Source organism: Erwinia sp. SLM-02 (genome assembly GCF_037450285.1).
In the GTDB taxonomy this organism is placed as follows: Bacteria; Pseudomonadota; Gammaproteobacteria; order Enterobacterales; family Enterobacteriaceae; genus Erwinia.
The window spans coordinates 188241-214559 of record NZ_JAQISN010000004.1; the positions used below are offsets into that span (position 1 = coordinate 188241).

The 26319-nt window shown below is 58.1% G+C and carries 28 protein-coding genes; 16 read left to right on the forward strand and 12 right to left on the reverse strand.

Annotated elements, in window-relative coordinates; all coding sequences use genetic code 11:
* Positions 1-92: 92 nt before the first annotated feature.
* The 7 genes from PGH32_RS20080 to ghrB all read left to right on the forward strand — a co-directional run bounded on the left by PGH32_RS20080 (position 93) and on the right by ghrB (position 7274).
* Positions 93-755: an OmpA family lipoprotein gene (locus PGH32_RS20080; RefSeq protein ID WP_314424154.1), complete on the forward strand. Its 663-nt coding sequence runs from the start codon at positions 93-95 to the stop codon at positions 753-755.
* A gap of 128 nt (positions 756-883) precedes the next feature.
* Positions 884-1870: a LacI family DNA-binding transcriptional regulator gene (locus tag PGH32_RS20085; protein ID WP_337894936.1), complete on the forward strand. Its 987-nt coding sequence runs from the start codon at positions 884-886 to the stop codon at positions 1868-1870.
* 59 nt (positions 1871-1929) lie between these two features.
* The gene (locus PGH32_RS20090; RefSeq protein ID WP_314424159.1) at positions 1930-2958 is read left to right on the forward strand and encodes a LacI family DNA-binding transcriptional regulator; all 1029 of its coding nucleotides are present in this window, start codon (positions 1930-1932) and stop codon (positions 2956-2958) included.
* A 199-nt stretch (positions 2959-3157) separates the two neighbouring features.
* Complete coding sequence (locus PGH32_RS20095; RefSeq protein WP_337894937.1) at positions 3158-3907, forward strand: sugar phosphate isomerase/epimerase family protein; 750 nt, start codon at positions 3158-3160, stop codon at positions 3905-3907.
* Positions 3908-3910: 3 nt separating this feature from the next.
* A complete protein-coding gene (locus PGH32_RS20100; RefSeq protein WP_337894938.1) occupies positions 3911-4864 on the forward strand; it encodes a sugar kinase in 954 nt (317 codons plus the stop codon).
* Positions 4865-4947: 83 nt separating this feature from the next.
* Positions 4948-6240 carry an MFS transporter gene (locus PGH32_RS20105; RefSeq protein WP_314424167.1) on the forward strand — a complete coding sequence of 431 codons (1293 nt, stop codon included), beginning with the start codon at positions 4948-4950 and terminating at the stop codon, positions 6238-6240.
* Positions 6241-6293: 53 nt separating this feature from the next.
* Positions 6294-7274 carry a glyoxylate/hydroxypyruvate reductase GhrB gene (gene ghrB / locus PGH32_RS20110; RefSeq protein ID WP_337894939.1) on the forward strand — a complete coding sequence of 327 codons (981 nt, stop codon included), beginning with the start codon at positions 6294-6296 and terminating at the stop codon, positions 7272-7274.
* 930 nt (positions 7275-8204) lie between these two features.
* On the opposite strand, the gene PGH32_RS20115 is transcribed toward ghrB, so the two are convergent.
* A complete protein-coding gene (locus PGH32_RS20115) occupies positions 8205-8447 on the reverse strand; it encodes a DUF1158 family protein (protein WP_314424171.1) in 243 nt (80 codons plus the stop codon).
* A gap of 61 nt (positions 8448-8508) precedes the next feature.
* The gene (locus PGH32_RS20120) at positions 8509-9396 is read right to left on the reverse strand and encodes a LysR family transcriptional regulator (RefSeq protein ID WP_314424174.1); all 888 of its coding nucleotides are present in this window, start codon (positions 9394-9396) and stop codon (positions 8509-8511) included.
* 100 nt (positions 9397-9496) lie between these two features.
* On the opposite strand from PGH32_RS20120, the gene PGH32_RS20125 reads away from it, so the two are divergent.
* The 3 genes from PGH32_RS20125 to PGH32_RS20135 all read left to right on the forward strand — a co-directional run bounded on the left by PGH32_RS20125 (position 9497) and on the right by PGH32_RS20135 (position 11780).
* Entirely contained in the window at positions 9497-10093 is a 597-nt protein-coding gene (locus PGH32_RS20125; protein WP_314424177.1) for a short chain dehydrogenase, read from the forward strand.
* A gap of 314 nt (positions 10094-10407) precedes the next feature.
* Positions 10408-10974, forward strand: a complete 567-nt coding sequence (gene mntP / locus PGH32_RS20130) for a manganese efflux pump MntP (RefSeq protein WP_314424180.1) — start codon at positions 10408-10410, stop codon at positions 10972-10974.
* A 35-nt stretch (positions 10975-11009) separates the two neighbouring features.
* The gene (locus PGH32_RS20135; RefSeq protein ID WP_314424182.1) at positions 11010-11780 is read left to right on the forward strand and encodes a helix-turn-helix transcriptional regulator; all 771 of its coding nucleotides are present in this window, start codon (positions 11010-11012) and stop codon (positions 11778-11780) included.
* On the opposite strand, the gene PGH32_RS20140 is transcribed toward PGH32_RS20135, so the two are convergent.
* Positions 11770-12402 (reverse strand): LysE family translocator, encoded by a 633-nt coding sequence (locus PGH32_RS20140; RefSeq protein WP_314424185.1) that lies wholly within the window; start codon positions 12400-12402, stop codon positions 11770-11772. The genes PGH32_RS20135 and PGH32_RS20140 overlap by 11 nt on opposite strands.
* A gap of 256 nt (positions 12403-12658) precedes the next feature.
* Here PGH32_RS20140 and azuC point away from each other — a divergent pair, with 256 nt between their 5' ends.
* Positions 12659-12736 (forward strand): stress response protein AzuC, encoded by a 78-nt coding sequence (gene azuC, locus PGH32_RS24740; RefSeq protein ID WP_370347978.1) that lies wholly within the window; start codon positions 12659-12661, stop codon positions 12734-12736.
* A 302-nt stretch (positions 12737-13038) separates the two neighbouring features.
* Complete coding sequence (locus PGH32_RS20145; protein WP_314424187.1) at positions 13039-13566, forward strand: cysteine hydrolase family protein; 528 nt, start codon at positions 13039-13041, stop codon at positions 13564-13566.
* 98 nt (positions 13567-13664) lie between these two features.
* Here the strand turns inward: PGH32_RS20145 and PGH32_RS20150 are convergent, their stop codons facing one another.
* The 4 genes from PGH32_RS20150 to PGH32_RS20165 all read right to left on the reverse strand — a co-directional run bounded on the left by PGH32_RS20150 (position 13665) and on the right by PGH32_RS20165 (position 18473).
* Positions 13665-14837, reverse strand: a complete 1173-nt coding sequence (locus PGH32_RS20150; protein ID WP_314424190.1) for a Gfo/Idh/MocA family protein — start codon at positions 14835-14837, stop codon at positions 13665-13667.
* 14 nt (positions 14838-14851) lie between these two features.
* Positions 14852-15772 carry a TIM barrel protein gene (locus tag PGH32_RS20155; RefSeq protein WP_314424193.1) on the reverse strand — a complete coding sequence of 307 codons (921 nt, stop codon included), beginning with the start codon at positions 15770-15772 and terminating at the stop codon, positions 14852-14854.
* A 16-nt stretch (positions 15773-15788) separates the two neighbouring features.
* On the reverse strand, positions 15789-17219 hold the full coding sequence (locus PGH32_RS20160) for a sugar porter family MFS transporter (RefSeq protein ID WP_314424196.1): 1431 nt from the start codon (positions 17217-17219) through the stop codon (positions 15789-15791).
* Positions 17220-17420: 201 nt separating this feature from the next.
* Positions 17421-18473: a LacI family DNA-binding transcriptional regulator gene (locus PGH32_RS20165; protein WP_443112813.1), complete on the reverse strand. Its 1053-nt coding sequence runs from the start codon at positions 18471-18473 to the stop codon at positions 17421-17423.
* Positions 18474-18738: 265 nt separating this feature from the next.
* Here PGH32_RS20165 and PGH32_RS20170 point away from each other — a divergent pair, with 265 nt between their 5' ends.
* Positions 18739-19353 carry a TetR/AcrR family transcriptional regulator gene (locus PGH32_RS20170; RefSeq protein ID WP_314424201.1) on the forward strand — a complete coding sequence of 205 codons (615 nt, stop codon included), beginning with the start codon at positions 18739-18741 and terminating at the stop codon, positions 19351-19353.
* Positions 19350-20240 (forward strand): helix-turn-helix domain-containing protein, encoded by an 891-nt coding sequence (locus PGH32_RS20175; RefSeq protein ID WP_314424203.1) that lies wholly within the window; start codon positions 19350-19352, stop codon positions 20238-20240. Before PGH32_RS20170 ends, PGH32_RS20175 begins: the two co-directional genes overlap by 4 nt.
* 39 nt (positions 20241-20279) lie before the next feature.
* Here the strand turns inward: PGH32_RS20175 and PGH32_RS20180 are convergent, their stop codons facing one another.
* On the reverse strand, positions 20280-20489 hold the full coding sequence (locus PGH32_RS20180; protein WP_123334382.1) for a YdgH/BhsA/McbA-like domain containing protein: 210 nt from the start codon (positions 20487-20489) through the stop codon (positions 20280-20282).
* Positions 20490-20654: 165 nt separating this feature from the next.
* Positions 20655-20930 (reverse strand): metal/formaldehyde-sensitive transcriptional repressor, encoded by a 276-nt coding sequence (locus PGH32_RS20185; RefSeq protein ID WP_337894940.1) that lies wholly within the window; start codon positions 20928-20930, stop codon positions 20655-20657.
* A gap of 89 nt (positions 20931-21019) precedes the next feature.
* Between PGH32_RS20185 and PGH32_RS20190 the strand changes: the two genes are divergently transcribed.
* Positions 21020-22108, forward strand: coding sequence for a nickel/cobalt efflux transporter (locus PGH32_RS20190; protein ID WP_337894941.1), 1089 nt, complete (start codon positions 21020-21022; stop codon positions 22106-22108).
* Positions 22109-22170: 62 nt separating this feature from the next.
* Here the strand turns inward: PGH32_RS20190 and PGH32_RS20195 are convergent, their stop codons facing one another.
* The 3 genes from PGH32_RS20195 to PGH32_RS20205 form a co-directional block, all read right to left on the reverse strand.
* Complete coding sequence (locus tag PGH32_RS20195) at positions 22171-22380, reverse strand: YdgH/BhsA/McbA-like domain containing protein (protein WP_123334382.1); 210 nt, start codon at positions 22378-22380, stop codon at positions 22171-22173.
* A 281-nt stretch (positions 22381-22661) separates the two neighbouring features.
* Positions 22662-23885, reverse strand: coding sequence for an MFS transporter (locus PGH32_RS20200; protein ID WP_370347975.1), 1224 nt, complete (start codon positions 23883-23885; stop codon positions 22662-22664).
* 369 nt (positions 23886-24254) lie between these two features.
* Positions 24255-25160, reverse strand: coding sequence for a GntR family transcriptional regulator (locus PGH32_RS20205; RefSeq protein ID WP_314426960.1), 906 nt, complete (start codon positions 25158-25160; stop codon positions 24255-24257).
* 135 nt (positions 25161-25295) lie between these two features.
* On the opposite strand from PGH32_RS20205, the gene PGH32_RS20210 reads away from it, so the two are divergent.
* Positions 25296-26318, forward strand: a complete 1023-nt coding sequence (locus PGH32_RS20210) for a zinc-binding alcohol dehydrogenase family protein (protein ID WP_337894942.1) — start codon at positions 25296-25298, stop codon at positions 26316-26318.
* Position 26319 lies beyond the last annotated feature (1 nt).

Here is a 26319-nt window from a genome sequence, read left to right on the forward strand (position 1 = left end):
GAATTCGCCTGAGTATTTTCCTCACCGTTGCGCGCCATAATTAACGCATACGGGCGACGTTGCCCGCGGTGAATGAAATGAAAGGATCACTCATGAAAAAAAGCGTCATCACTCTTTCCCTGATATTGAGCGGCACGCTTGCGCTGGCCGGTTGTACCACTAACCCTTACACCGGCGAGCGTGAGGCAGGGAAGTCCGGTATCGGCGCGGGTCTCGGTGCCGCGGTAGGCGCAGGCGTAGGCATGCTCTCCTCCTCGAAAAAGGATCGGGGTAAAGGCGCGCTGATTGGTGCCGCCGCGGGAGCCGCTCTCGGCGGCGGCGCAGGTTACTACATGGACGTGCAGGAAGCGAAGCTGCGCGACAAAATGAAAGGAACCGGCGTGAGCGTGACCCGCAACGGCGACAATATCGTGCTGAATATGCCGAGTAACGTCACCTTTGACAGCAGCAGCAGTACGCTGAAACCGGCCGGGGCCAATACGCTGACCGGCGTGGCTATGGTCCTGAAGGAGTACCCGAAAACGGCCGTGAACATTATCGGTTACACCGACAGCACCGGCAGCCGCCAGCTGAATATGTCGCTCTCGCAGCAGCGTGCGGACAGCGTCGGCAGCTCGCTGATTACGCAGGGCGTTGCCGCTAACCGCATTCGCACCAGCGGTATGGGGCCGGACAACCCCGTGGCGTCGAACACCACCGCCGAAGGGAAAGCCCAGAACCGTCGTGTAGAAATTACCCTCAGCCCGCTGCAGTAATTCCTCTGGCCCCGGTCCACATTGTGCCGGGGCCGTTATTCTCTTTTTCAGGAATAATCACTCAGGGCGATAGTGACCATTTACATTTTGTGCTACGCTGCGCAAAAACTGATCAGTATTCTTACAACATGTCACTTAAAGATATCGCCGCCGCCCTGGGGCTGTCCGTTACGACCATCAGCCGCGCGCTTAACGGCTATGATGATGTGGCGGAAGAAACGCGCCTGCGTATTCAACAGGAAGCCCGACGGCGAGGATATCGCCCTAATACGGTCGCGCGCAGCCTGAAAACCGGCAAACCCAACGCGCTTGGACTGTTGTTTCCCTCCTCGCCTCTTCCCTTTAACGGTACCAGTTTTGTCGATGTCATTGGCGCTATTGCCCAGGCGCTGGCCGAGCGGGAAGTGGATCTACTGATCGTCGCCGACACGCCTGATAACGACCATCGCTCCCTGCAGCGAATGCTGCGATCGCGCTATGTCAGCGGCCTGATCGTGGCGCACACCGCGCGGCATGACGGCCGGCTGGTTAAACTCCAGCAGTTGGATTTTCCGTTCCTGGCGATGGGCCGCAGCGAACTGACCGCCCCTTACGCCTGGTTCGATTTCGATCATGACACCGGTCCGCGCCTGGCGGTGGATCACTACGTTGCCCGGGGCTTACCGCGTATCGCGTGGCTCGGCAGCCACCTCGATCTGACCTTCGTCGGCCAGCGGCGCGAAGGCTATCTGAACGCGATGCGGCGGCACGGTTTAGCCAGCGATCTTTGCTGGCGGACAGAACCGAGTCGTCTGGAAGGTTATCGCCTGACGCGTCACTTATTATCCCTGCCGCACCCCCCGCAGGCGCTGATCGCCGACTCCAGTTCGCTCGGCGAAGGCGCGGCGATCGCCCTGCGCGAGACGGGCCGCCTGACCGGTCCTGAACGTATTGAACTGATGGTCTACAACGGGTTGCCTGCCGACTCGGTGATCGACGTGCCCGTCGCCAGTATCGCTCAGGCGACCTGGCCTGCGATTGGGCAACAGGCGGCAGAAATGGCGCTACGGCTGATGGCCGGCGATCCCATCACCACCCTGCAGGTGCTGTGGCAGCCGGAGCTGAAAATACCCTGATGCTGCTGCCAGCGGGCAGTTATGGTAGTCTCACGCCATTCACATCATCAGGGATAGCCATGAATAACAAGGCCGCCAAAGCTACTATCAGCGACGTCGCAAGAGAAGCCCGCACCGGTAAAACCAGCGTATCTCGCTATCTGAACGGTGAATTCAGCGCGCTTTCTGACGATCTGAAACAGCGCATCGAAGCCGCTATCAGCGCGCTAAACTATCGCCCCAGCCAGATGGCGCGTGGCCTGAAGCGTGGGCGGACCCGGCTCATCGGCCTGATTATCGCGGATATCACCAACCCTTATTCCGTGGACGTGCTGAGCGGTATTGAGTCCGCCTGCCGCAGCCACGGCTTCACGCTGCTGATGTGTAATACCAATAATGAAGTCGACCTTGAGCAGTATTACCTCAATCTGCTGAACAGCTACCAGGTCGAAGGCATTGTGGTCAACGCGGTGGGCATGCGCGAAGAAGCGCTGAATCAGCTGCAGAAATCGCTGCTGCCGATGGTGCTTATTGACCGAAAAATACCGGATTTTGTCTGCGATGTGGTCGGTCTGGATAACCGCGCGGCCGCGCTGCAGGCTACCGAGCATCTGCTGTCCCAGGGCTATCGCGCGCTGCTGTTTATCAGCGAACCGCTTGGCCTGGTCAACACCCGGCTGGAGCGTATTCACGCTTTTCATGAGCGCATGGCACAGCAGCCCGGGATGGTTGCCGAACACGCCGAAGTGACGCTGGACGATGAAACCCGCATGCAGCAGGTGCTGAGCGATTTCTATCAGCGTCACCAGGGCGCACCCTGCGCGGTGATGGCCGTCAACGGGGCACTGACGCTACAGGTTGCCCGCGCGCTGCGGCGGCTGAACCTGAGCTGGGGCGAGCAGCTCGGCCTGTTGGGCTTTGACGAGCTGGAGTGGGCCGAGCTGGCGGGCGTAGGCATTACCACCCTCAGGCAGCCCACCTGGCAGATTGGCTATGCCGCACTGGAGCAGGTTATCAGCCGCATAGAGGGCGGAGAGCAGCCGCTGCACGAACAGGTTTTTGCCGGTGAACTGGTGGTGCGCGGCTCAACCCAGCCGATCTCCCGTTAGCCGCACGCTCTTTTCATCCCCCGGGGGCCGGACGCGCCCCTGAAGAACCCCTAATCTTCCCCCCTCCACTCAGTGAATTATCCACAGAATTGCGTTCACTCCGTGAGCACCGTCATAAATTTCGGCTTTGGTACTTTTCTTTGGAACCGGTTCCATTTAACGTTTTTTCATCAAATCGGGTGAATTAGCCGGAGAAATCATGAAAAGAGAAGTTATCGTTGTCACCGCCGCCTACGGCAATCAACGGGTCCGTGAGCTGGGCGGCCAGCAGGCACTGCTGCCGATCGTTGCTGCCGCAGGCGCAGACGGCGTGGAAATTCGCCGCGAGCTGCTGGATGAGCACGAACTGAGCCAGCTTTCCGCGCTGGGCGCAGACATTGCCGCAAAAAAACTGATCGCCTTCTACTCCGTGCCGGAAGCGCTGTTTACCGAAGAGGGCGCGCTGAACCCGCATCTGGACACGCATTTCTTGGAAGCCGGGCAACTGAATGCCCAGCTGATTAAATATTCGCTGGGAAACTATCGTCATGATTTCGACAGCGCCGAACTACGCAGCAAGCTCGCCGGTAAGAAAGTGCACCTGGTGGTGGAAAACGACCAGACCGAATACGGCAAATTCGCCGCCCTTGATGCCTTTTTCCATACCTGCGGCGAAAGCCGTATCTGCAACGGCATGACCTTTGATACCGGCAACTGGCTGTGGGTTGGCGACAGGCCGCTTCCGGCGGCGGAAAGCCTGAGCCGCTACGTCAGCTACATCCACGTCAAAGCGGCGGTGCCCCACGGCGACAGCTGGCGTGCCATTCCGCTTGATGAGGCCGATAACCTGTGGCGCGAGACGCTCGCCCTGCTGCCGGCGGACGTGCCGCGCGCCATTGAATTCCCCCTGGAAGGCCCGGACCTGGTGGCGGTAACCCGTCACTATGTTGACCTGCTGCGCGAGGCATAAATCATGACGACCCATACTAACGGCACGCTGGATGTTGTCACGATCGGTGAAGCCATGGCGATGTTTGTCGCGGCGGAGAGCGGCGATCTGGCATCGGTTGAAAAATTTACCAAACGCATTGCCGGTGCCGAACTGAACGTGGCGATCGGCCTGGCGCGCCTCGGCCTGAAAGTGGGCTGGGTCAGCCGTGTCGGCGATGACTCGTTTGGCCGCTTTACCTGCCAGCAGCTGGATCGGGAAGGCGTCGATCGCCAGCAGGTAACGCTGGATGCACGTTTCCCCACCGGCTTTCAGCTGAAGTCGAAAGTGGACGATGGCTCCGATCCGCTGGTGGAATATTTCCGTAAAGGTTCCGCCGCCAGCCATCTCTCCTGCGACGACTTTAACCGCGACTACTTCGGTGCCGCGCGCCATCTGCACCTCAGCGGCGTAGCTGCGGCGCTCTCCGGCAGCTCGCTGGCCCTGGCGAAACATGCCGCGAAGGAGATGAAGGCGATGGGCAAAACGATCTCCTTTGACCCCAATCTGCGTCCGGTACTCTGGTCCAGCGAACGGGAAATGGTAACGCAGCTGAACGCGCTGGCTTCCCATGCCGACTGGGTTCTGCCGGGCATCAAAGAGGGAACAATCCTGACCGGCTATGACCAGCCGGAAGCCATCGCCGACTTCTATCTGGCGATGGGTGTAAAAGCGGTGATTATCAAAACCGGCTGCGAAGGCGCGTGGTTTAAAACCGCTGACGGCATGAAAGATCGGGTAGCGGCGATCGCCACCACCAACGTGGTGGATACCGTCGGTGCAGGCGATGGCTTTGCGGTAGGGACGATCAGCGCCCTGCTGGAAGGAAAATCGCTGCCTGCGGCTATCCGCCGCGGCAATAAAATCGGTTCCCTGGCTATCCAGGCGATCGGTGACAGCGAAGGACTGCCAACCCGGGCGGCACTGGGCGATTTTTAACCCTGACGGCTGGCCGGAAACATAACATCACCACATCGTTCCCCTACAGAACAGAATGTGGCCCCCTCAACAGAGGAAACACCATGAACGAGCAGACTAAGCAGACAATCGCGCCAAAACGCTGGTGGTACATCATGCCCATCGTGTTTATCACCTACAGCCTGGCGTATCTGGACAGGGCGAACTTCAGCTTCGCCTCCGCCGCAGGGATTAATGAGGATCTCGGCATCACCAAGGGCATTTCTTCCCTGCTGGGTGCGCTGTTCTTCCTCGGCTACTTCTTTTTCCAGATCCCCGGCGCGATCTATGCGGAACGCCGCAGCGTGAAAAAACTGGTGTTCTGGTGCCTCGTCCTGTGGGGCGGCTGCGCCTCGCTGACCGGGATGGTGAGCAATATTCCGATGCTGGCGATGATTCGCTTTACGCTCGGCGTGGTGGAGGCGGCGGTGATGCCGGCGATGCTGATTTATATCAGCAACTGGTTTACCAAATCCGAACGCTCGCGCGCCAATACCTTCCTGATCCTCGGCAACCCGGTGACCGTACTGTGGATGTCGGTGGTTTCCGGCTATCTGATTAACGCCTTCGGCTGGCGTGAAATGTTTATTATTGAGGGCTTCCCGGCGGTGATCTGGGCCGTGGCCTGGTGGTTCCTGGTGCAGGATAAACCGTCGCAGGCGAAGTGGCTGAGCGATGCGGAAAAAGCCGCGCTGCAGGCACAGCTGCAAAAAGAGCAGGAAAACCTGAAAGCGGTACGCAACTACTCAGAAGCGTTTAAGTCGCGCAACGTTATCCTGCTGTGCGCGCAGTATTTTGCCTGGAGCATCGGCGTGTACGGTTTTGTGCTGTGGCTGCCTTCCATTCTGCGTAACGGCACGCAGATGGGCATCATTGAAGCCGGATGGCTGTCGGCGGTGCCGTATCTGGCGGCGACCATTGCGATGATCGTGGTTTCCTGGGCCTCCGATAAGTTACAAAACCGCAAATTGTTTGTCTGGCCGTTACTGTTGATTGGTGCATTAGCCTTTTTAGGCTCATATTTGGTGGGTTCCGATAATTTCTGGCTGTCCTATGCGCTGCTGGTCATCGCCGGGGCGTCAATGTATGCACCTTATGGTCCCTTCTTTGCCATCATTCCGGAAATGCTGCCGCGCAACGTTGCCGGGGGCGCAATGGCATTGATCAACTCGATGGGGGCGCTGGGTTCATTCCTCGGCTCCTGGGTGGTGGGATATCTCAACGGTGCCACCGGAAGTCCATCTGCCTCCTATATCTTTATGGGAAGCGCATTACTGGTCGCCGTGTGGCTGACGCTGATCGTCAAGCCGTCGCAGGAACAGCAGACGCCGCTGCCTGATAATGCAAAACATGCTTAACTTAGAACGGGTCAATGCTGGCCCGTATCACCGTAATGAACAGGGAGAACCGTATGAAACCGTCTGTGGTGCTGTATAAGTCGTTACCTGAAGATCTGCGTGCGCGGCTGGATGCGCATTTCAACGTGACCGAAATTAACGGCTTAACCCCAGAAAATATCGCCGCTCACGCCGAGGCTTTCCGTCAGGCGGAAGGTATCCTCGGCTCCGGCGGTAAGGTTGATGCTGAGTTTCTGCAGCAGGCACCAAAGCTGCGCGCGGCCTCCACTGTTTCCGTGGGCTATGACAATTTCGATGTGGCGGCGTTAAACGATAAGGGCGTGGTACTGATGCACACGCCGACCGTTCTGACGGAAACCGTCGCGGATACCATGATGGCGCTGGTGCTGAGCAGCGCCCGCCGGGTGGTGGAACTGGCGGAACGGGTGAAGGCCGGAGAGTGGCAGAAAAACATCGGCCCCGACTGGTTCGGCGTTGACGTGCACCATAAAAAGCTGGGTATCCTCGGCATGGGCCGTATTGGCCTGGCGCTGGCGCAGCGTGCCCATCTCGGTTTCAGCATGCCGATCCTCTATAACGCGCGTAAGCATCATCAGGAAGCGGAAGATCGTTTTGATGCGCAGTACTGCGATCTGGATACGCTGCTGGCAGAGTCAGATTTTCTCTGCATCAGCCTGCCGCTGACTGCGGAAACCCACCATCTGATTGGCCGCGAGCAGCTGGCAAAAATGAAGCCGAGCGCGATTCTGATTAATGCGGGCCGTGGGCCGGTGGTGGATGAGCAGGCGCTGATTGACGCGCTGAAGGACGGCACTATTTTCGCTGCCGGTCTGGATGTGTTTGAGCAGGAGCCGCTGCCGGTTGATTCCGAGCTGCTGACGCTGCGCAACGTGGTGCCGCTGCCGCATATTGGTTCAGCGACGCATGAGACCCGTTACGGGATGGCGCGGGATGCGGTAGATAATTTGATTACCGCGCTGACTGGCAAGGTGGAGAAGAACTGCGTGAATCCGCAGGTATTGAACAAAGGCTGATTCTCGTTGCTTCACGTTTGGCTGCTGTGCTGCTGTTGAGTACAGGTTGCTGCACGTTCTGCGCCCGGCTTATCGGGGCTGGTCGGAACGCGGACCCGCTGTCACGTCCCTGTCCGCTCGGCCTCGCACATCCTTGTGCTCGGACGGTCCGCTAACCCGTCCATCCCCGATTGCCCGCATGTTGTGGTGTTGCTGCTGCTGAAATTCATAAAAACGAGTTTCACACTAGCTCAGGGGATAATTTTGTTGTGGTAGGTTCTGCGCCCGGCGTATCGGGGCTGGTCGGAACGCGGACCCGCTGTCACGTCCATGTCCGCTCGGCCTCGCACATCCCTGTGCTCGGACGGTCCGCTAACCCGTCCATCCCCGATTGCCCGCATGCTCCTTAGTAGCTGCCTGAAAGCCACTTTCCTCAGGTAGCCCGCCGCGAATAATCTTTGAGCGATCAGACTAACGATCGTTATCTGGCAGCAACGCAATGATTCGAAGGGGAACCGTTATGGGACAGGTTAGCCGGGTGTCTGCCGCAGGGATGCGGCAGCCAAGCCCCCAGGGAAGGGTTCACGGCGACCCGGCGATCTGCCCGTAACGGTAGCCCCATTTCGCAAATCTCTCCGCGACCTGCCCCGTAACGATCACCCTGTTTATACCCCCTGCCGCGAAAAATTGCTGAACGTCCAGATTAACGATTGTTATCTGGCAGCAACGCAATGATTCGAAGGGGAACCGTTATGGGACAGGTTAGCCGGGTGTCTGCCGCAGGGATGCGGCAGTCAAGCCCCCAGGGACGGGTTCACGGCGACCCGGCGATCTGCCCGTAACGGTAGCCCCATTTCGCAAATCTCTCCGCGACCTGCCCCGTAACGGTAGCCCCATTCTCAGATCCCACCGCGACCTGCCCCGCGCCGATCATTATCTGCGTCCGCCAGGCTACGGCCGAATAAACCGCACATAAATAAACCGCACGATATAAAACTCCACTGCGCCCAGCAGCAAAAACCACAAACAAAACACCAGCGTATAAAGCTGACCAATATCTTCCAGATGGAACATATCCACCAGCCTGCGCGTCAGCGCCAGGCCAAACCACGGGGCGGGCAGCAGCAGCGCAGACAGAAAACCGAACATCAGCGTGCTCAGCGGCATCAAAAAGGTTTCAAACGGACTTTTCATCATTATTCCGGCGTGTAAACAGTTGCGCCATTTTCAGCGATCCCTCCCGCAGGTTCAATCCTTAAACCGCCAGCGCCAACGGCAGCTGTTCGTGCAGCCAGGCAATAAAGCTGCTGCGCTTTTCCGACGGACTGAGATCCTGGCGCCACAGCAGGTGGATCGGGCGGCTGGCCTGCTGCCACTGTTGCAGCACCGGGACCAGCCTGCCGGCGGCGATATCCTCCGCCAGCAGAATTTCCGGCTGCAGCACCAGCCCGGCACCGGCCAGCGCGGCCTGGCGCAGCGCCTGGCCATCATTGCAGATAAAGCTGCTGTCCGCAGGCCAGAGCACATCGCCGAGCTGCCAGGCATTGCTTTTATTCCATGCCATATTGGCCAGGCAGCGATGCTGGTACAGCCCCTCCGGCGTCTGCGGCGTGCCGTGCTGCGCCAGATACGCCGGCGCGGCACAGACCACCATACGATAGTCGCCGATTTTTTTTGCCACCAGCGGCTCGGCCGGATTAAGGCTGCCGATGCGAATGGCAAAATCAAAACCCTGGCCGATCAGATCGACAAAGCCGTCGCTGAGATCCAGCTCGATCCGCACCTGCGGATAGTCCAATTGATAGCGGGCAACCAGCGTGGCGATCGCCGCCGATCCCAGATTCAGCGGAGCGCTGATCCGCAGCAGCCCCGACGGCGTGCGTTTCATATTCTCCACCGTGTCTTCCGCCAGCCGCAGCTGCGCCAGTGCGGCTTTGCACTGCCGATAGTAGCTTTCGCCCGCCTCAGTCAGATGCTGCCGGCGGGTATTGCGATGCAGCAGACGGCTGTCCAGCGACTTTTCCAGCTGGCGCACGTGTTTGCCGACCATCACCGCGCTGATATCCAGTCGGTGAGCGGCTTCGCTGAAATTGCCGCTTTCCACCGCGCAGATAAACGCTTCGATGCTGCGTAATTTATCCATGATTACAAACCTGTGGTTCGGAGTTCCCGAAAGTATGGTCCGTTTATCTGCCGCTGACACTGCTTCATGATGGGTTACCGTCATTTCTGGAGGAAATTCGATGAAAATTTTAGTGATTGGGGCGTCAGGCACCGTCGGTCAGGGTATCGTTAATGAGCTGAGCCGCGATAATCAGGTGATTCGCGTGGGGAAAACCCGCGGTGACTATCAGGTCGATCTGACCTGCGAAGAGAGCGTCCGCGCGCTGTTCGCTCAAACCGGTAACGTAGATGCGGTGATCTCCGCCACCGGCGGCGTGCACTTCGGCCCGCTGTCCGGGATGACCAGCGAGCAGTTTAACAGTGGGCTGCAGGACAAGCTGATGGGCCAGGTCCGGCTGGTGCTGATCGGCAAAGAGTTTGTCAATCCGGGCGGCTCGTTCACCCTGACGACCGGTATTCTGGCGCAGCAGCCGATCCGTACCGGGGTTAATGCCACGGCGGTCAACGCCGCACTGGAAGGCTTCGTGCTTGCCGCTGCGAATGAACTGCCGGGCCTGCGCATTAACGCCGTCAGCCCGACGGTACTGACCGAAGCGCTGGAAAGCTACGGCCCGTTCTTCCCCGGCTTTGAAAGCGCGCCCGCCAGCCGCGTGGCCCTGGCCTATCGCCGCAGCGTGGATGGTGTGGAAACCGGTAAGGTTTATCGCGTCTGGTAGCCAATTATTTTTGGGGAAATGATTCGATAATGTGCTGAAAATTTCCCCAACCCCTTCACGGTTATATATCCCTACTCTCTGTGTAACACGGTAATTCTTTTAGAGTTTCACGCCGTGTTTTACCCGCCAAAATAGCATCCGTTAAAAAGTATAGCCGATGCTATACTCAAATCCATGATTTTGTTGTCTTTTTTTCTTGCGGTTCGCGTGTTAGGATGCGCTTCACTTGAACGGACCAGCGGTTATTTTTCCTACATAACCTGGGGTTTTAACGATTTGGAAGGCACCCGTCGCTTCAAACCGGGATAAATACAATGAACCTATACGCAACTCTGATTCTGGCTTTTGCCATGTCGATGGACGCCTTCGCCGCCGCCATTGGGAAAGGTGCAAGCCTGCATCGCCCGAGCCTGAAAGAAGCCCTGCGCACCGGTCTGATCTTCGGCGTGATCGAAGCCCTGACGCCGCTGGTCGGCTGGGCTATTGGCCTTGCCGCCAGTAAGTACGTGATGGCGTGGGACCACTGGGTCGCGTTTGGTTTGCTGCTGATCCTCGGCGGACGTATGGTCGTTGAGGGAATACGTAAAAAAGAGTGCCGTCCGGAAGAAGCGCCGCAGAGCCACGGTTTCTGGCTGCTGGTCTGTACCGCCGTTGCCACCAGTCTGGATGCGATGGCCGTTGGCGTCGGGCTGGCATTCCTGCAGGTCAATATCGTCACCACCGCGCTGGCAATCGGCGCATCGACGATGATTATGGCCACCCTCGGCATCCTGCTTGGCCGCTTCCTTGGCCCGGTGATGGGAAAATGGGCGGAAATTTTTGGTGGCGTAGTGCTGATCGGCATCGGCTGTAGTATTTTGTTCGAACATCTGGGCAAATAAGCAGGGGCACGCCCGGTCACTTGCACGGGGCGGCTATGGCATTATCGGTAGTAGACTGGAACACCCGGAATAATATTGAGTGCTCGCACCTCACCGCCAGCAACGCGGCTTTTCCGCTGCACACCCATGAAGAATATGTTATCAGCGCCAATCTCAGCGGCGTTGAACAGCTCACGCTGAATGGCCGCACCCTGCCGGTCCTCGCTGGTGATATCACCATTTATAACCCTGAAACGCTGCAGGCTTCGCGATTTGGCGACACGCCGGTAGAGTTTTTCAGCGTTCATCTCCCTGCCGGTGTTTTTGCGGATCTTGCGGATCGCCCACTGCCGATCCTGCGCGAAGGCGTGCTGCGCGATCCGCAGCTGTTTGCGGCGATCTGCGACTACGTTCGTTCTCCCACCGACGATCGGATCCAGCAGCAAAACCTGCTGTGGCTGACCCACTGCCTGTTACAGCACGGCAGCGACGAAGAGATGGCGGCGGCACCGGAAGCGATTGGCAGGGCGCTGGACTGCATGCGGGATAATCTGACGGAAAAACTGACCCTGGACGGCCTGGCGGCGGCGAGCGGGCTGAGCAAATATCACTTTGTCCGCCAGTTTCGTCAGGAGATGGGCGTGGCGCCGCTGCAGTATCATATGCAATTACGCCTCGCGGCGGCGCGCAACCTGCTGCGCCACCGGCACAGCACGCTGGACGTGGCGCACCGGCTTGGTTTCTACGATCAGAGCCACTTTATCAACAGCTTCCGCAAGATGATGGGCATCACGCCGCATCACTATCTGCGTATTATCAGCCGATAAATTCACGATAGCCGGAGATAATCACGTAGCCGGCGAAGTAGCAGAAAATCACCGCCGAGGCGATATAGGACCAGCGCAGCATTTTATTGCCCAGCATACGGCCGCCGAGGCTGCCAATCGTACAGAGGACCACCGTCCACACCACGCCCGCGAGGAAAAATCCCGACAGGAACCAGGCCGAAGCGGCCGGGCTGCCGGTGCCCATGCGTGAAATCAGCGCGCCGCCTACGGCGGCAAACCACAGGATTGCGGTGGGCGAGGAGACGGCGAGGAAGATACCGCGCAGGAAGTTCTGCCGGATGCTCAGCGCCTGCCCGACATCGCCCGCGCTGAGTTCCGGCACCGGACGCAGCGCGCTCAGCACCATTTTCCAGGCAAACCACAGCAGGATCAGCGAGCCGCCGATCCACAATACCCAGCGCACGGTGGTGAACTGGAGCAGCACCGCCATGCCGGCCATGGCGAGGATCGCATAGATCAGATCGCCCACACAGGTGCCGATCCCCAGCCACAGGCCGTGAAAATAACCGCGCTGCATCGCCAGGGTTATGATGGCGATATTGGCGATGCCGATATCCAGGCACAGGGAAAGACTCAGTAAAAAACCATTATAAAAGGGCATGGCAGGGCATCCGTTAAGCACAATATCGGCATTATCGGTCCGCATAGGGTTAAAATATTGGAAAAAATTGCGCAGCGTTCTGGCTCAAGGGGGAATAAAAGTCACCGGACGGCAGAATGATGTTTTGCAGCACTCCTCACTGTTTTTGGCGATAAATGGTCTGTTTTTGTGATCTGGTTCAAAAAATCTTGCCTGGAAAAACACCGTTCGTTATAATTTGCGGTGTATTTTTCAACAATATTTGTCACAGGCAATCATGAAAAAATTCTTCCGCAACGTGTTTCGCTCTTATGTGAATACCTTCAAACACGTTCCGCCGGGCGCGGTTCGCTAAACCCGCCAAGTTTACACCCTCGATAACCGCGGTCAGGGACTGGACCGATGGTTATCACTTATTCCCGCTTTCCTGACTGTTGCAAAAAAAACGTGCCAGCGGCACGGTGATATGCAATTCTGTGGGTTATGAAAATGACCCGGCTGTTCCTCACCGCGACCACCACAACCACGACCGCTTCTGGCGGGTCGGGGTCGGTTTGCGTGCCTGAGAAATAGCACATCCGCTTCGTCCCGCCGGTTTCCGACGGGGCTGAGTGTTTCTCCGTCGTGGCCGGTTAACGGTAATCAAGGAGAAATATCATGTCCGATGCATCCGCGCTGTTAGTGATCGATATGCAGGCAGGTCTGCTGCATGCCCCACAGCCCCCTCACCAGAAAGATGAGCTGATTGCCAACACCATTCGGCTGATCCATGCTGCCCGCGCGGCACAGAAACCGATATTTTTTGCCCGGCATACCGGGCCGGAAGGTTCGCCGATTGCGGTCGGCAGCCGGTTCTGGCAGCTGGCGGATGAGCTGCCGCTGGAGGCTGGCGACAGGTATTTCAATAAAACCCGCCCGAATTGTTTCTTGAATACGCCGCTGCTGGCTGAACTGCAGCAGGCGCAGGTGAAGCGGCTGGTGATTGCGGGCATGAAAACCGACTACTGCGTGGATACCACCTGCCGGGCGGCGGCGGATCTGGGATTTGAGGTGGTGCTGGTCAGCGATGCGCACAGCACCACAGATAATGCGGTACTCGGTGCGGCGCAGATCGTTGCCCATCACAACGCCACGCTGGCGGGGCCGTTTGTCACCTTGTTGGCAACGGACCAGGTGAGCTTTTAACGCAAAGCAAAAGGGGCAGCCATCAACGATGGCTGCCCCTTCAGGCAACAAAGCTGGAAACTCGCTCCGCTTAGATCGGGTTTCCAGTCCGTTAGCGATTACTCGAAATCAACCCAGGTCGCGCCCGCGTCGGCGGACTCAACGCAGCGCTCCACCCACTGCACGCCCGTCACGCCGGCGTGAACGTCCGGATACCAGAAGTTCTCCAGCAGCGCTTTATCGCCGCGATCGCTGGCATCCATCGCCACCGCGAAGCGGCGGTAGAGGTTAGACCAGGCTTCGAACAGCCCTTCCGGGTGGCCGCCGCCGATGCGGTCCTCTTCCAGCGCGCGCGGCGCGAGGTAGCCCATACCGCGTTCCAGAATCTGCACCGGCTCACCCTGCACTTCGTAGCGCAGCTGGTTTGGCTGCTCGTCCCACCACTCCAGGCTGGCTTTCGATCCGATCACGCGGATCTTCTGCCCGTGCATCGATCCGCAGTTGACCGCAGAACACCACAGCGATCCGACCGCGCCGTTATCGTATTCCATCAGCACAAAGGCGTTATCTTCCAGCGGCGCGCGAGTCTTCACAAAGCTCTGACGCGAACACATCAGGCGCTTGATTTTCAGCTCCGGCAGCATGGTTTCCGCCAGGAACAGCGGGTGGGTGGCGAGGTCGCCCAGCACGTAGCTTGGCCCGACAAATTTCGGGTCCACGCGCCAGCGGGTGCTTGGGTTCGCCAGCTCAACGGCCTCGTTGTGGAAGCCGTGGGAGAACGACATATTCACGATGCGGATCTCACCCAGCAGGCCTTCGGCGATCATGCTGCGCGCCTGCTGAATCAGCTGGTGACCGGAGTAGCCGTAGGTGACGCCGATAATTTTGTTCTTCGCTTCGCTCAGCGCGGCCAGCTCTTTCGCTTCTGCCGTGGTAAAGCACAGCGGCTTTTCACACACCACGTGCAGGCCCGCTTCCAGCGCCGCCTTACAGATGGCGAAGTGGGTGTTGTTCGGCGTGGCGATCGATACCGCTTCAATGCCGTCAGCGCGTTCGGCTTCCTGCTGGAACAGGGTCTGGTAGTCCGGATAGCAGCGGTCGCCCGCCACGCCCAGGCTGGCACCGAAGGCGCGGCCGCGTTCTGCATCAATATCGAACGCCCCGGCCAGCAGGGTGAAGGTATTATCGCGCAGCGCCGCTGAACGATGGATATAGCCAATCTGGCTGGTGCCGCCGCCGCCAACCATGCCCCAGCGCAGGGAGCGATCGAGAGGTTTAATGCCGTTAATCATCGGGTGTTCCTCAATTAAAATCCAACGGAGTTCAGGTAGCGCAGGCTTTCAGTCACATCGTGCAGGCTGCCGTCGGCATTGCGCGGGTCGCGCTCCTGTTCAATGGTGATCCAGCCCTGGTAGTTGCGCTCGGCCAGGAAGGCACGCACGGCCGGATAGTCGATAGCGCCTTTACCAATCGGGCACATCACGCCTTCCGCGCAGGCGGTGAAGAAGTCCACTTCGCGGGCGATAACGTCGCGGAATACGGCGTCGTTCACGTCTTTAAAGTGCAGATAGTCGATGCGGTCGAAGTAACGCCCCAGCCAGGTAATCGGGTCCATATCGGAGTAGTAGAGGTGGCCGGTATCCAGGCACAGGCCGGCCACGCTGTGCGGAATATCCTGCACCAGTTGTTCGATCTCATCGGCGAACTCGATGCAGCCACCGGCATGCGGATGGATCACCGGGCGCACGCCGTACTCCTGCGCAATGCGGCTGATTTCGGTGATGTGCGACATCATGCGCTGCCAGTCGCTGTCGGACAGGCGCGGCGCTTTGTCATACTGACCGGCCAGGCGTGCGCGCTCGGCGTTACCGAAATCAATGATCACCAGATACGGCGACGGGAAGTTATCACCGTGGGTTTTGGTCGCGGTCGGCACTTTTGACAGGTTGCGGCAGAGGTTGTGCGTCAGCTCAATCATCGCCGGGAAGTTCTCTTCGCTGACCAGGTCGTCAAAAATGGTACCGGCAACCAGCGACAGGCCGTACTGATTCAGTTTCTCGGTCAGGACCTGCGGGTCGGTCGGCAGGTAGGTCCACGGCCCCAGTTCGATGCTCTTATAACCGGCCTGGGCGGCTTCTTTCAGCACCTTCTCATACGGCGGCAGGTGCGGGTTTTTCGGGTCGTCCACGCCCCAGCTGCAGGGTGCGTTAGCAATATGAATGGTCATTTCGGTGTCCTTAAAATCAATGAGTGGCTGTTTTGCTTTCGCGTTGGGTGGTTTCGAAGCGTTCCAGAATCAGGGCTTCCATTTTTTCCAGTGAAACGCCTTTGGTCTCCGGCAGCAGCGCCTTAACGAACCACCAGGAGGCCAGCGAGCACACCGCGAACAGCAGCAGCGGGAAACCGCCGTGGAAGTTATCGTTGAGGTAAGTGCTCTGGTTCATCATCGGGAAGGACTGGCTGACAAAGAAGTTACCGGCCCACATCGCGCAGATAGAGAAGCCCATGCCGGCACCGCGCAGGCGGGTCGGGAAGATTTCGCCGATCACCGTCCACACCACCTGGCCCCAGGTGCCGCCGAACAGGAACATAAAGCCGAACAGGCCGAGCACGGAGATCACGCCGGTCATGCCGCTGTAGAAGGTCCAGAAGGTGAACAGCAGGCAAATGGCGGAGCCGAGGGAACCGATCAGCAGCAGCGAGCGGCGGCCCATTTTATCAATCAGCATCATGCCCACGATCACGCCGGCGAACTGCAGTACCGCCAGCCAGATGGTGAGATACATCGCTTCCTGCATGTTGTGGGTCACGTTCATCAGCAGCGTTGGGCCAAAGTACTGAATGACGTTGATGCCGGTCAGCTGGTTAAAGATGGCCAGACCGACGCCAATCACCAGGAAAATCGCCGTTTTGCGGTTAAAGCTGGCGCGTTCGCGGTTCACTTCGCTGCTGGCGGAAAGCTGAAGTGAGGTCTGAATTTCACCCATCAGGCGCCTCGCGTGCTCTTCTGAAGAGATGCGGGTCAGGGTTTTCATTGCGGCCTCGTTGCGGCCAACCATGATATTCCAGCGCGGAGATTCCGGGATAAAGCCGACGAACAGGAAGAACAGCACGCAGGGAACGAAGGCCGCACCCAGCATCCAGCGCCAGCCGTAGGCGTTCAGCCACTCCGGATCGGCGTTTTTGGCGATCAGATAGTTAGTCAGTAGCACCAGCACCTGGCCGCCCACGCAGCAGATCATGTGCATGGTCATGGCGCGGCCGCGGTAATCCTTGGGGGCCACTTCTGCGATATAGATTGGCGAGATAACCGAGGCCAGGCCGATACCCAGCCCGCCGATAATGCGGAACACCACAAAGGTGGTGAAGTCCGGTGCCAGCGCGGTACCGGCAACCGACAGTACAAACAGAATGGCGGTCACGATCAGCATCGATTTGCGGCCGTAGCGATCTGCCAGTTTCCCGGCAACCAGGCAGCCGATGACGCAGCCGATAATCACGTTGGAGACGGCCCAGCCGGTTTCCGCCGGGGAAAGCTGATAGTGATGGGTGATAGGTTCGATAGCGCCGGAGATGACCGAAGAGTCATAGCCGAACAGCAGCCCGCCGAGCGCGGCAACCGCGCAGATGGCCATCACGTAGGCCATATTGTGTTTTGGTGTTTGCAGAGGCATGGAACAATCCTTCCTGTTTTAATTTGCAGGAAGTATCAAACGAATGTTCCATTATCAGCAATGATAGAATGTTTGTTTTTTGATGGTGATCGCACTATTTATGATAGGTTTTTTTGATAAAAAACTATCATTAATGCGTTATCAGCGGGTTAAACGGCGAATGTTAGCGACGGTTCAAATCTGCCAACGCCGCTGCGCCGTTTACACATTTTCTTTAGTAATCAGCTCGAAACTGCTGTGAAGTGAAATAAAACTTCCATGCGCCTCGGAATTTGCCTGCAGCATGGCTTCCACGACGGATGCGGCAAGCTCCTCAAGGCGGTGTGACACCATGATATCAAGCGTACCGTCGATCAGCGCCAGCTGCGCATCCTGCAGCGGGCCGTGGCAGATCAGCGTGATCTGATCCTTCTTGCCGCTGTCGCGCAGGGCATTGACCACGCCCTCAACGCCGCCGCAGGGCGCATAAATCACCGACAGGTCGGGGTGGTTCTGGATCAGCTGCGTGGTGACGTGATAGCCCTGCTCAACGTTTTCGAAGCTGGTAACCGGCTCCAGCACGGTGTGCCCGGTGGCGTGTTCACGCAGGTAAGATCGGAAGCTGATTTCGCAGGTTTCCTGGCACAGAAAACGATTATCGCCGATGATCACGCCCACTTTCCCCGGCGGCCCGCTCAGGCGCTGCACGATCCAGGCGGCGGTGCGGCCCGCCTTGCGGTTATCCAGCCCGATGTAGCCGGTGTGATCGCAGGGGGAGAGATCGGAAAGCAGAGTAAAGACCTTCACCCCTTTCTTTGCGGCCTTCTGCACCGCCCGCCGCACCAGCGCATTGTCTAGCGCAATTAGTACCAGCGTATTCACGCGATTGCTCATCTCATCAATACTGGCGGCGGCCGCTTCCACGGCATGGATATCGTGGAAAACAAACTCCACCCGCGTACCCGGCTGGCAGTGCGGCGAGGCCAGTTTTTCCAGCGATTTGGCAAAGGTATCGTAGAAGGAGTAGTCGCGCGACAGCAGGATCACGCCGATGCGCAGCGCGCCGCCGTTGCCCGTTAATCCCTCTGCGCTGGCATCCGCCAGAAACTCCGGCGCAAAGCGGTAGCCGAGGCGCGTTGCGGCCTGAACCACGCGGTTTTCCGTTTCGGCGCGCACGGGAGCACGTCGGTTCAGCACCCGATCGACGGTGGCGACCCCCACTCCGGCCTCACGGGCGATATCGGTGAGCGTGGTTTTTTTCATCGAAGCTTCCAACTGTGTCTGAATGAGGAAAAACTATCATAAATTCCCCTGAGGCAGGGCGATAAGATGCTAAAGATATGACCGCGCTCAGATTATATTTTTTAACATTACGCCATTAAAGCATAAATATTTCATTTTACGCTCTCAGCACAGGGCCGCGCCTGATGCTTCGCGGCTGCCGTCAGCAAGATAAGTTTTATCTTAGCGTCATCATTTTATGATATTTTACAGGCAACATACCGCACGGTATCTTTCATGTATTAATCTGTAAATTTAAATGAAACAGCTAATTGAATCAGATATACCTCAGAACACGGGGCCGGATAAAACGGCCTATAAGCGAAAAAAACAGCCCGAGCAGGTGCGAAACGCCCTGATTGAATCCGCCGCGGCGCTGGCCGTCAGCCGGGGGGTAAATGGCATTACCGTACAGGCGGTCGCCCAGGCCGCCGGTGTGACCAAAGGCGGCTTCTTTCACCATTTTCCCCATAAGCAGGCACTGCTGGACGCCATGTTTGATGCCTTCCTGGCGGACAGCGAGCGGGAGATCGACCGGCTGATTGCGGAAGAGGGGCAGAAATCGGGCTGCTTTACCCGCGCCTACGTTATCGTGGCATTTAATGAGATGCAGCAGGGTGACAACAGTCTGCGGGTACCGCTGTCGCTGTCGATGATGGCATCGCCGGCGCTGTGCCAGCGTTGGGCCGCGTGGCTGAACGGACGGCTTGAGCGCCACCGGCGAACGGACAGCCTGCCGCTGCACCAGATGGTGCGGCTGGCCGCGGACGGTGCCTGGCTTGCGCAGTCGCTGGTGAACGGCGACACCATCCGCGACATGCAGGCGCTGCGCGACGATCTGCTGAAACTTATCAGGGAGAATGATGAATTGTGAAAACCACATTTAAGCAGGAAGTTGTGCATCAGCTGCTGCGCTGGCTGGAGGGCAACATCCATACGCCGCTGACGATTAACGACTTCGTGGAGAAGTCGGGCTACTCCAAATGGCATCTGCAGCGCATTTTCAAAGAGGTCACCGGGCAAAAGCTGGCCTCCTACTGCCGCCAGCGTCGGCTGACCTCCAGTGCGGTAATGCTGCGGCTGTTTGACAAGCAGATCGATTCGGTGGGGAGCGAACACGGCTTTTCCAGCCATAACGTCTATCACAAAACCTTTAAGCGCCATTTTAACGTCACGCCGGCCCAGTACCGCGATGCGCCACACTGGTCATGCAAGGGGCTGTGCCCGCCGATTAATCTGACCGCGATGAACGTGCCGGAAGGCAAACTGGTTGAGCTGGACGGGCTGCATCTGCGTGGCTGCGTGAATAACTATGCCTTTACCCTGGACACCATCGATGATTTTTCCTGGCGCGAGCGCGACAGCTTCTGGCAGCAGCGGCTTAATGCGCTGACGGAACGGCCTGACAGGCTTTACGGACTGATCAATGTCATCCGGGGCGGGCCGCGCGCGGGGGATCGCGCGACGCTGCAGTATCTGACGTGCCTGGAGCAGCACGCCTGCGCGAACGATGCGGCGCAGATGCAGCTCAGCATTGAAAAACAGGCCTATTTGAAATTCAGCTATCGGGGCGATGAGCGTCTGTACAGCACGTTTATTGATCTGATTTACCAGCATGCGCTGCCCGGTGCTGGCGCCGTTCGCCGGGACGGTTATGACGTTGAGCGTATCGATCGTCGGGAGCCGCAGGAAGGCAGAACGGTGGTGGTGGATTACTTTGTGCCGGTGCTGGCGGAGAAATACAGCATGCCCGTCCCCTGAGGCTCAGGGTTCGGGCACTGCCGGTAATGCGGTGTGAACTTATTTAATCAGCTGGGCAGTCATATGAACGCCGTTGTTGCTGTTGGCTTCAATGATGCGGTAAGAGGTACCGGCCTGCTGAGCCTGGGCGGCAATTTTCGCTTCGGCGCTGTCGATGGTTGAACCGGTTGCGGTCACGGTCTGGGCGAAGCTACCGAAAGAAACTACGGACAGGGCGATAACTGCAGCAAAAGTTTTGATAGATTTCATGATGTCATTCCTTCAGATTATTTGTTTATGTAAGGCGGTGTGCCTTCGTTGAAAACAATAATAGGCCGATTGAAGAGATTCGGATAGCGGAGTGATTTGCTGAAGTTTGTCAAAAAAATTGATGCATCAATCCGGGCCACATACGGCAGGGCAGCCCCGATGGTATTACTTCATATAGGAGCGAATGACCGCCACGATCTGCTCTAAATCCTGCTCGCGCTGAGCGGGTTCACTCTGCTCATCAAGCAGATGTTCACGAATATGTCCCTCCAGCACTTCCGCCATTAATCCATTCACCGCGCCGCGAACGGCGGCGATCTGCTGCAAAATATCGATGCAGGGCGTTTCTGCCTGCAGGGCTTTTTCCAGCGCGTCCGCCTGGCCGCGGATGCGGCGTACGCGGGTCAGAAGTTTCTTTTGTCCGGCAATTGTGTGTGACATCGCTGCTTCCATCTTGTGAGTTAGTATACTGGGGTATAGTATATTTACGGTGCTCTTCTCCCTATGATAGCTTCTCCGAGGCAAAAACAATGATGGATTTTACTGCGCTGTTGCAGCAGGGGGCCGGCAACGTCTGGCTGTTTATTCCCGGTGCTATCCTGTTAGGGGCACTGCACGGGCTGGAACCCGGGCACTCTAAAACGATGATGGCCGCGTTTATCATCGCGGTGCGTGGGACGGTAAAGCAGGCGGTGCTGCTGGGCCTGGCGGCGACGATTTCACATACGCTGGTGGTGTGGGCGATTGCGCTGGGCGGCATGATGCTCAGCCGCCGTTTCGATGCGGCCACCACCGAGCCCTGGTTCCAGCTGGCATCCGGGGTGATTATTCTTGCCACGGCGGGGTGGATGTTCTGGCGCATCCGCCGTGAAAGCCAGCATGCGCACGAGCATCACCATGGGCACAGTCATGACCATGACCACGCTCACGATCATCATCACGGGCATAGCCATTCCCATGACCAGGCCCACGATCATCATCATGGATACTCTCATGGCCATGCCCACAGCCATGAGCAGGGTCATCAGCAATCTTATGACCATCATCATCCCGATTCCGCTCGTCAAAGCCTGCTGCATGTATATCGGCCCGCTCAGGTGCAGGGTCAGATTATCAGTGCCCGTTACACTCCCCATCATCACGACCTTCACGCCCCCGTGCATCATCACGGCGAGGCTGCTCGCTCCACGCAGGGGGCGCTGGCTCTGCCGCGTATCGATCTGCGCAGCGATGACTATCAGGATGCCCATGCGCGCGCCCATGCCAGCGATATCCAGCGCCGTTTCGCCAATCGTAATGTGACCACCGGGCAGATCGTCCTGTTTGGCTTAACCGGCGGGCTGATCCCCTGTCCGGCGGCGATCACCCTCCTGCTGCTGTGCATTCAGATGAAGGCGCTGTCGCTGGGGGCGCTGCTGGTATTGTGCTTCAGTATCGGTCTGGCATTAACGCTGGTGACGGTCGGCGTGGTGGCGGCGATGAGTATGCGGCAGGCGGCGAAGCGCTGGAGCGGATTAAGTACGCTGGCGCAGCGAGCACCCTGGTTCAGCAGCGCGCTGATTGCGCTGGTGGGGATTTATATGGGGATCCACGGCTGGATGGGTATAGCGGGCGGCTGAAATACAGCATGCCCGTCCCCTGATGGTCAGGGTTCGGGCACTGCCGGTAATGCGGTTCGCGCTTATTTGATCAGCTGGGCAGTCATATGAACGCCGTTATTGCTGTTGGCTTCAATGATGCGGTAAGAGGTACCGGCCTGCTGAGCCTGAGCGGCAATTTTCGCTTCGGCGCTGTCGATGGTTGAACCGGTTGCGGTTACGGTCTGGGCGAAGCTGCCGAAAGAAACTACGGACAGAGCGATAACTGCAGCAAAAGTTTTGATAGATTTCATGGTGTCATTCCTTCAGATTGTTTGTTTGTGTAAGGCGGTGTGCCTTCGTTGAAAACAATGATAGGCCGATGGGAGACATTGCGATAGCGGAGTGATTTGCTGATGTTTGTCAAAAAAATTGATTCTTTGGTGCGGGTGGGAGAGTGGGGATAGATTGGCTGGATTGTCGCGGAAACACTCTCTGGAACTGGAACTGGAACTGGAACTGGAACTGGAACTGGAACTGGAACTGGAACGGCAGTTGTGCTGCCGCACCGAAAGGCGCGGCAGCAGCGGGTTTATCAGGCATCCACAATCGGGTCGCGGACGATAAACAGATAGGAGAGCGCACCGACCACCGTCACACAGGCGCAGACGGTCAGCGCCATGCTGAATGAACCGGTGGTGTCGAGGATCCAGCCTGTCAGGACCGGAGCAAATGAGGCAAACACAAAGCTGGCAAAGTTCTGGATGCTGCCTACCGACGCGGTCATACGTGCGGTGACCGAGCAGTGGATCAGGCCCCAGCACGATGTGCCGGCGAAGTGGATGCAGAACAGCGCCATGCCGATCAGCAGCACCGCACTCCAGGTGGTGGTGGCATACGGCACCACGGCGGTAAAGGCGGCAGAGAGCAGCATACCGGCAATAATGCACACCTTACGGGTTTTCAGCGGATGCGCGCCGCGGTTCACCACCGCATCAACCACGTAGCCGTTCAGCAGCATGCCCGCTGCGCCAAACAGGAACGGGATCGCCGTCATCCAGCCGGTGCTTTTCAGGTCCAGATTGTAGGTGGCCTGCAGGTAGCCCGGCAGCCAGGCCAGATACAGCCATGCGGTGTAGTTGATGCCGCTGAAGCCGATCATCATGCCCCACATGGTGCGGTTCCTGAACAGGCCGCGCCACTCTTTCATGGTCATCGGCTCTTTCTTCGCCACCACGCTGCCCGCATCCAGATAGTTGATCTCTTCCTGAGTCAGGGTGTTGTTATTGCGGTTGCGGTAGATGGTGTACCAGCCGATGGAGAGGAAAATCCCCAGCACGCCGATAGTAATAAACATCGCACGCCAGCCCATGGTCAGCATCATCGCTGCCAGGATCGGCGGGCTGATGGCCAGGCCAATCGTCGAGGCGGCGTTGAAAATACCCATCGGCATTCCGCGATGGCGGATGTTGAACCAGTCGTTGATCACCTTAACGCCGCACGGGTTCATCGGCGCTTCACCGATCCCTAAGCCGATACGCACCAGCACAAACTGGGTAAAGTTCTGCACCATACCCGCCATGGCCTGGAAGCAGGACCAGACGAACATGCCCACGCCGAGCATAATACGCGGGCCTTTACGGTCCAGCAGCAGGCCGCACGGCAGCTGAGCGATACCGTAAGCCAGCGAGAAGGCGGAAAGCAGAATACCGATTTCGGTGCCGCTCAGTCCCAGGTCACCACGGATGGTCTGGTTAGCCACGGAGAGCGAGCTGCGGTCGAGGTAGTTAATAATCGCCGCCAGGAACAGCAGGATCATCGCGGTGGTTTGTACGCGCTTAATGCGCGCCGAGCGCTGCAGCGGACCGCGCTCTGGCACCACGGTGGCCTTTGGCTCCTCGTGGCTGGCAGGGCGGTTTTGGCCGCGAACGGTCTGGCTATTTTCCATACGGTACTCCCCGGGTATAAAAAGTCTTGTTATTAGAATCGGGCCGGGGCATTGCTTTAAAAAACCACGGCCAGAACAGGGTTGAAGTAAGGCTGAATAGCAGACTAGTGGTGGGCGAAGTCGGTGTTGCCAACTTGTTATCTTTTTCGTGCGGCAGGCGGCGATTTACGGTTTTTAATCGGCTTTTAATTACTGTGGTTGATGGCTTTTATCGATAAAAACCCGAAATTGGTTAAAAATTCACCCGCGATACTGGCGGATTGAACGCTGCATTGACTCCTTGGCGGTGATCAGATGGCGGTGAAATTCGATGATGGCCTCAACGTCATTACGGCTGACCAGCGCGGTGAGGATCGCCAGATGCTCCTCCAGCGCCACGATATTCCGCTGCTTAAGGTCGCTTTCATCCCACAGATAGTGGAAGTGGAAAATGACCGAAATCACTTCAAGCGACTGATCGAAAAAGGGATTATTGGCCGCAGAGAGGATAAGCTTGTGCATCTCGCGGTCCAGCTGGGAAAAGTTGCGATAGCTGGTGGCGATGGTGTCGCGCATCTGGCGGTGACGGCTGAGCAGGTCGCGGGCGGCAATCCAGCGCGGGTCGTCGGCGGGCAAATTGATAAAGCGCTTAAGGGCGTGGATCTCCAGCATCTCGCGCAGCTCGAACAGTTTTTCCGCGTACTCCTGGTCGAATTTTTTCATCAGCCAGTGGCCGCGCCGCACGTTTTCAATCAGCCCGTAGCGGCAGAAGCGCAGCAGAAACTCCCGCGCCGCCAGCGGGCTGACGCCAACCGCCTGCGCCAGCTGCAGCTCGGAAAAGCTGTCGCCGGCCATCAGCTCGCGCTGGTTAATCATCTGAAAAAACGCCTGTTCTACCAGATTTGCCTGCGCCTCCGTTCCCGGCAGCGTGGCGGCGAAGCCGTCCGCCTCGTCGGGCTGACGGGCGATCACCCAGCTGCCGTTGACCTTTTCCAGCACGCCGCACTGCTGTAAATGGTCCAGCGAATGGCGCACGGTGGTACGGCTGATATTAAACATCTCCGCCAGTGCGGCCTGGGGCGGCAGCGGTGACGGAATGTGCTGCTGAGCGATGGCTTCCAGCATCTGATTCACGACGTTATGACGAAGATTCTGCGTTCGGCTCATGGCTTCTCCCGGTTTTTTATCTATTAAAAACCAATTCAGAACAGCGAAAGGCGCGCTGGCTCACAGATCCAATTCTTTAACAAACTGCGCCGCTTGATTTGCGCCATAACCCTGTGCAGACAACGGAGAAAAACCATGACAACGATGAATACGCTGGTGTGTCTGGAGCCAAAACAGATGGCTTACCAGACGCGTAACAAACCGCAGCCCGCTGCGGGTGAAGCGCTGCTGAAAATTATCAGCGCCGGAATTTGCGGCACCGATATTCACGCGTGGGGCGGCAATCAGCCGTTTTTCAGCTATCCACGCGTGCTGGGACATGAACTCTGCGGCGAAGTGGTCGAGCTGGGCGAAGGCGTCAGCGGCTGGAAAGTCGGCCAGCGTGCGGCGGTGATCCCGTACCTCTCCTGCGAACAGTGTTCAGCCTGTCTGAGCGGCAAAACCAACTGCTGTGAAAATATCTCGGTGATCGGCGTGCACCAGGACGGCGGCTTCTGCGACTACCTCAGCGTACCGGTGAAAAACCTGCTGTCGGCAGAGGGCATTGACCCTGATGCGGCCGCGCTGGTTGAACCTTTTGCCATCAGCGCACATGCGGTCCGCCGTGCGGCCGCTGAGCCGGGCAGTAATCTGCTGGTGGTGGGTGCCGGCCCGATCGGGCTGGGCGTTGCCGCCATTGCTCACGCCTCGGGCGCTAACGTGGTGGTGGCGGATACCAGCGAGTTCCGCCGGCAGCACGTGGAGCAGAACCTCAAGCTGGTGGCGCTGGATGCGGCGGCGGACGATTTCCCGCAGCAGCTGCGTAATCAGTTCAACGGCCAGCTGCCGTCAACGGTGATTGATGCCACCGGTAACGCGGCGGCGATGAACGGCGCGGTGCGTCTGATGGCCCACGGCGGCACGCTGGTGTTCGTCGGCCTGCACAAGGGTGATATTCAGATCCCTGATCCGGAATTCCACAAAAAAGAAACCACGCTGATGGGCAGCCGCAACGCCACTCGTCAGGACTTCGAGCGGGTTGCCAGCCTGATGGCCGACGGAAAAATTACCGCAGAGATGATGCTCAACCAGCGCTTTGAGTTTGCCGCGCTGGCGGAGATTTTCGAACAGCAGGTGATCAACAACCGTGGGCTGATCAAAGGCGTTATCCGCTTCTGAT

Bases quoted from the DNA above. Each gene is read 5' to 3' on its own strand.
- PGH32_RS20080 (WP_314424154.1), top strand. From the start codon at position 93: ATGAAAAAAAGCGTCATCACTCTTTCCCTGATATTGAGCGGCACGCTT.
- PGH32_RS20085 (WP_337894936.1), top strand. From the start codon at position 884: ATGTCACTTAAAGATATCGCCGCCGCCCTGGGGCTGTCCGTTACGACC.
- PGH32_RS20090 (WP_314424159.1), top strand. From the start codon at position 1,930: ATGAATAACAAGGCCGCCAAAGCTACTATCAGCGACGTCGCAAGAGAA.
- PGH32_RS20095 (WP_337894937.1), top strand. From the start codon at position 3,158: ATGAAAAGAGAAGTTATCGTTGTCACCGCCGCCTACGGCAATCAACGG.
- PGH32_RS20100 (WP_337894938.1), top strand. From the start codon at position 3,911: ATGACGACCCATACTAACGGCACGCTGGATGTTGTCACGATCGGTGAA.
- PGH32_RS20105 (WP_314424167.1), top strand. From the start codon at position 4,948: ATGAACGAGCAGACTAAGCAGACAATCGCGCCAAAACGCTGGTGGTAC.
- ghrB (WP_337894939.1), top strand. From the start codon at position 6,294: ATGAAACCGTCTGTGGTGCTGTATAAGTCGTTACCTGAAGATCTGCGT.
- PGH32_RS20115 (WP_314424171.1), bottom strand. From the start codon at position 8,447: ATGAAAAGTCCGTTTGAAACCTTTTTGATGCCGCTGAGCACGCTGATG.
- PGH32_RS20120 (WP_314424174.1), bottom strand. From the start codon at position 9,396: ATGGATAAATTACGCAGCATCGAAGCGTTTATCTGCGCGGTGGAAAGC.
- PGH32_RS20125 (WP_314424177.1), top strand. From the start codon at position 9,497: ATGAAAATTTTAGTGATTGGGGCGTCAGGCACCGTCGGTCAGGGTATC.
- mntP (WP_314424180.1), top strand. From the start codon at position 10,408: ATGAACCTATACGCAACTCTGATTCTGGCTTTTGCCATGTCGATGGAC.
- PGH32_RS20135 (WP_314424182.1), top strand. From the start codon at position 11,010: ATGGCATTATCGGTAGTAGACTGGAACACCCGGAATAATATTGAGTGC.
- PGH32_RS20140 (WP_314424185.1), bottom strand. From the start codon at position 12,402: ATGCCCTTTTATAATGGTTTTTTACTGAGTCTTTCCCTGTGCCTGGAT.
- azuC (WP_370347978.1), top strand. From the start codon at position 12,659: ATGAAAAAATTCTTCCGCAACGTGTTTCGCTCTTATGTGAATACCTTC.
- PGH32_RS20145 (WP_314424187.1), top strand. From the start codon at position 13,039: ATGTCCGATGCATCCGCGCTGTTAGTGATCGATATGCAGGCAGGTCTG.
- PGH32_RS20150 (WP_314424190.1), bottom strand. From the start codon at position 14,837: ATGATTAACGGCATTAAACCTCTCGATCGCTCCCTGCGCTGGGGCATG.
- PGH32_RS20155 (WP_314424193.1), bottom strand. From the start codon at position 15,772: ATGACCATTCATATTGCTAACGCACCCTGCAGCTGGGGCGTGGACGAC.
- PGH32_RS20160 (WP_314424196.1), bottom strand. From the start codon at position 17,219: ATGCCTCTGCAAACACCAAAACACAATATGGCCTACGTGATGGCCATC.
- PGH32_RS20170 (WP_314424201.1), top strand. From the start codon at position 18,739: ATGAAACAGCTAATTGAATCAGATATACCTCAGAACACGGGGCCGGAT.
- PGH32_RS20180 (WP_123334382.1), bottom strand. From the start codon at position 20,489: ATGAAATCTATCAAAACTTTTGCTGCAGTTATCGCCCTGTCCGTAGTT.
- PGH32_RS20185 (WP_337894940.1), bottom strand. From the start codon at position 20,930: ATGTCACACACAATTGCCGGACAAAAGAAACTTCTGACCCGCGTACGC.
- PGH32_RS20190 (WP_337894941.1), top strand. From the start codon at position 21,020: ATGATGGATTTTACTGCGCTGTTGCAGCAGGGGGCCGGCAACGTCTGG.
- PGH32_RS20195 (WP_123334382.1), bottom strand. From the start codon at position 22,380: ATGAAATCTATCAAAACTTTTGCTGCAGTTATCGCTCTGTCCGTAGTT.
- PGH32_RS20200 (WP_370347975.1), bottom strand. From the start codon at position 23,885: ATGATCCTGCTGTTCCTGGCGGCGATTATTAACTACCTCGACCGCAGC.
- PGH32_RS20205 (WP_314426960.1), bottom strand. From the start codon at position 25,160: ATGAGCCGAACGCAGAATCTTCGTCATAACGTCGTGAATCAGATGCTG.
- PGH32_RS20210 (WP_337894942.1), top strand. From the start codon at position 25,296: ATGACAACGATGAATACGCTGGTGTGTCTGGAGCCAAAACAGATGGCT.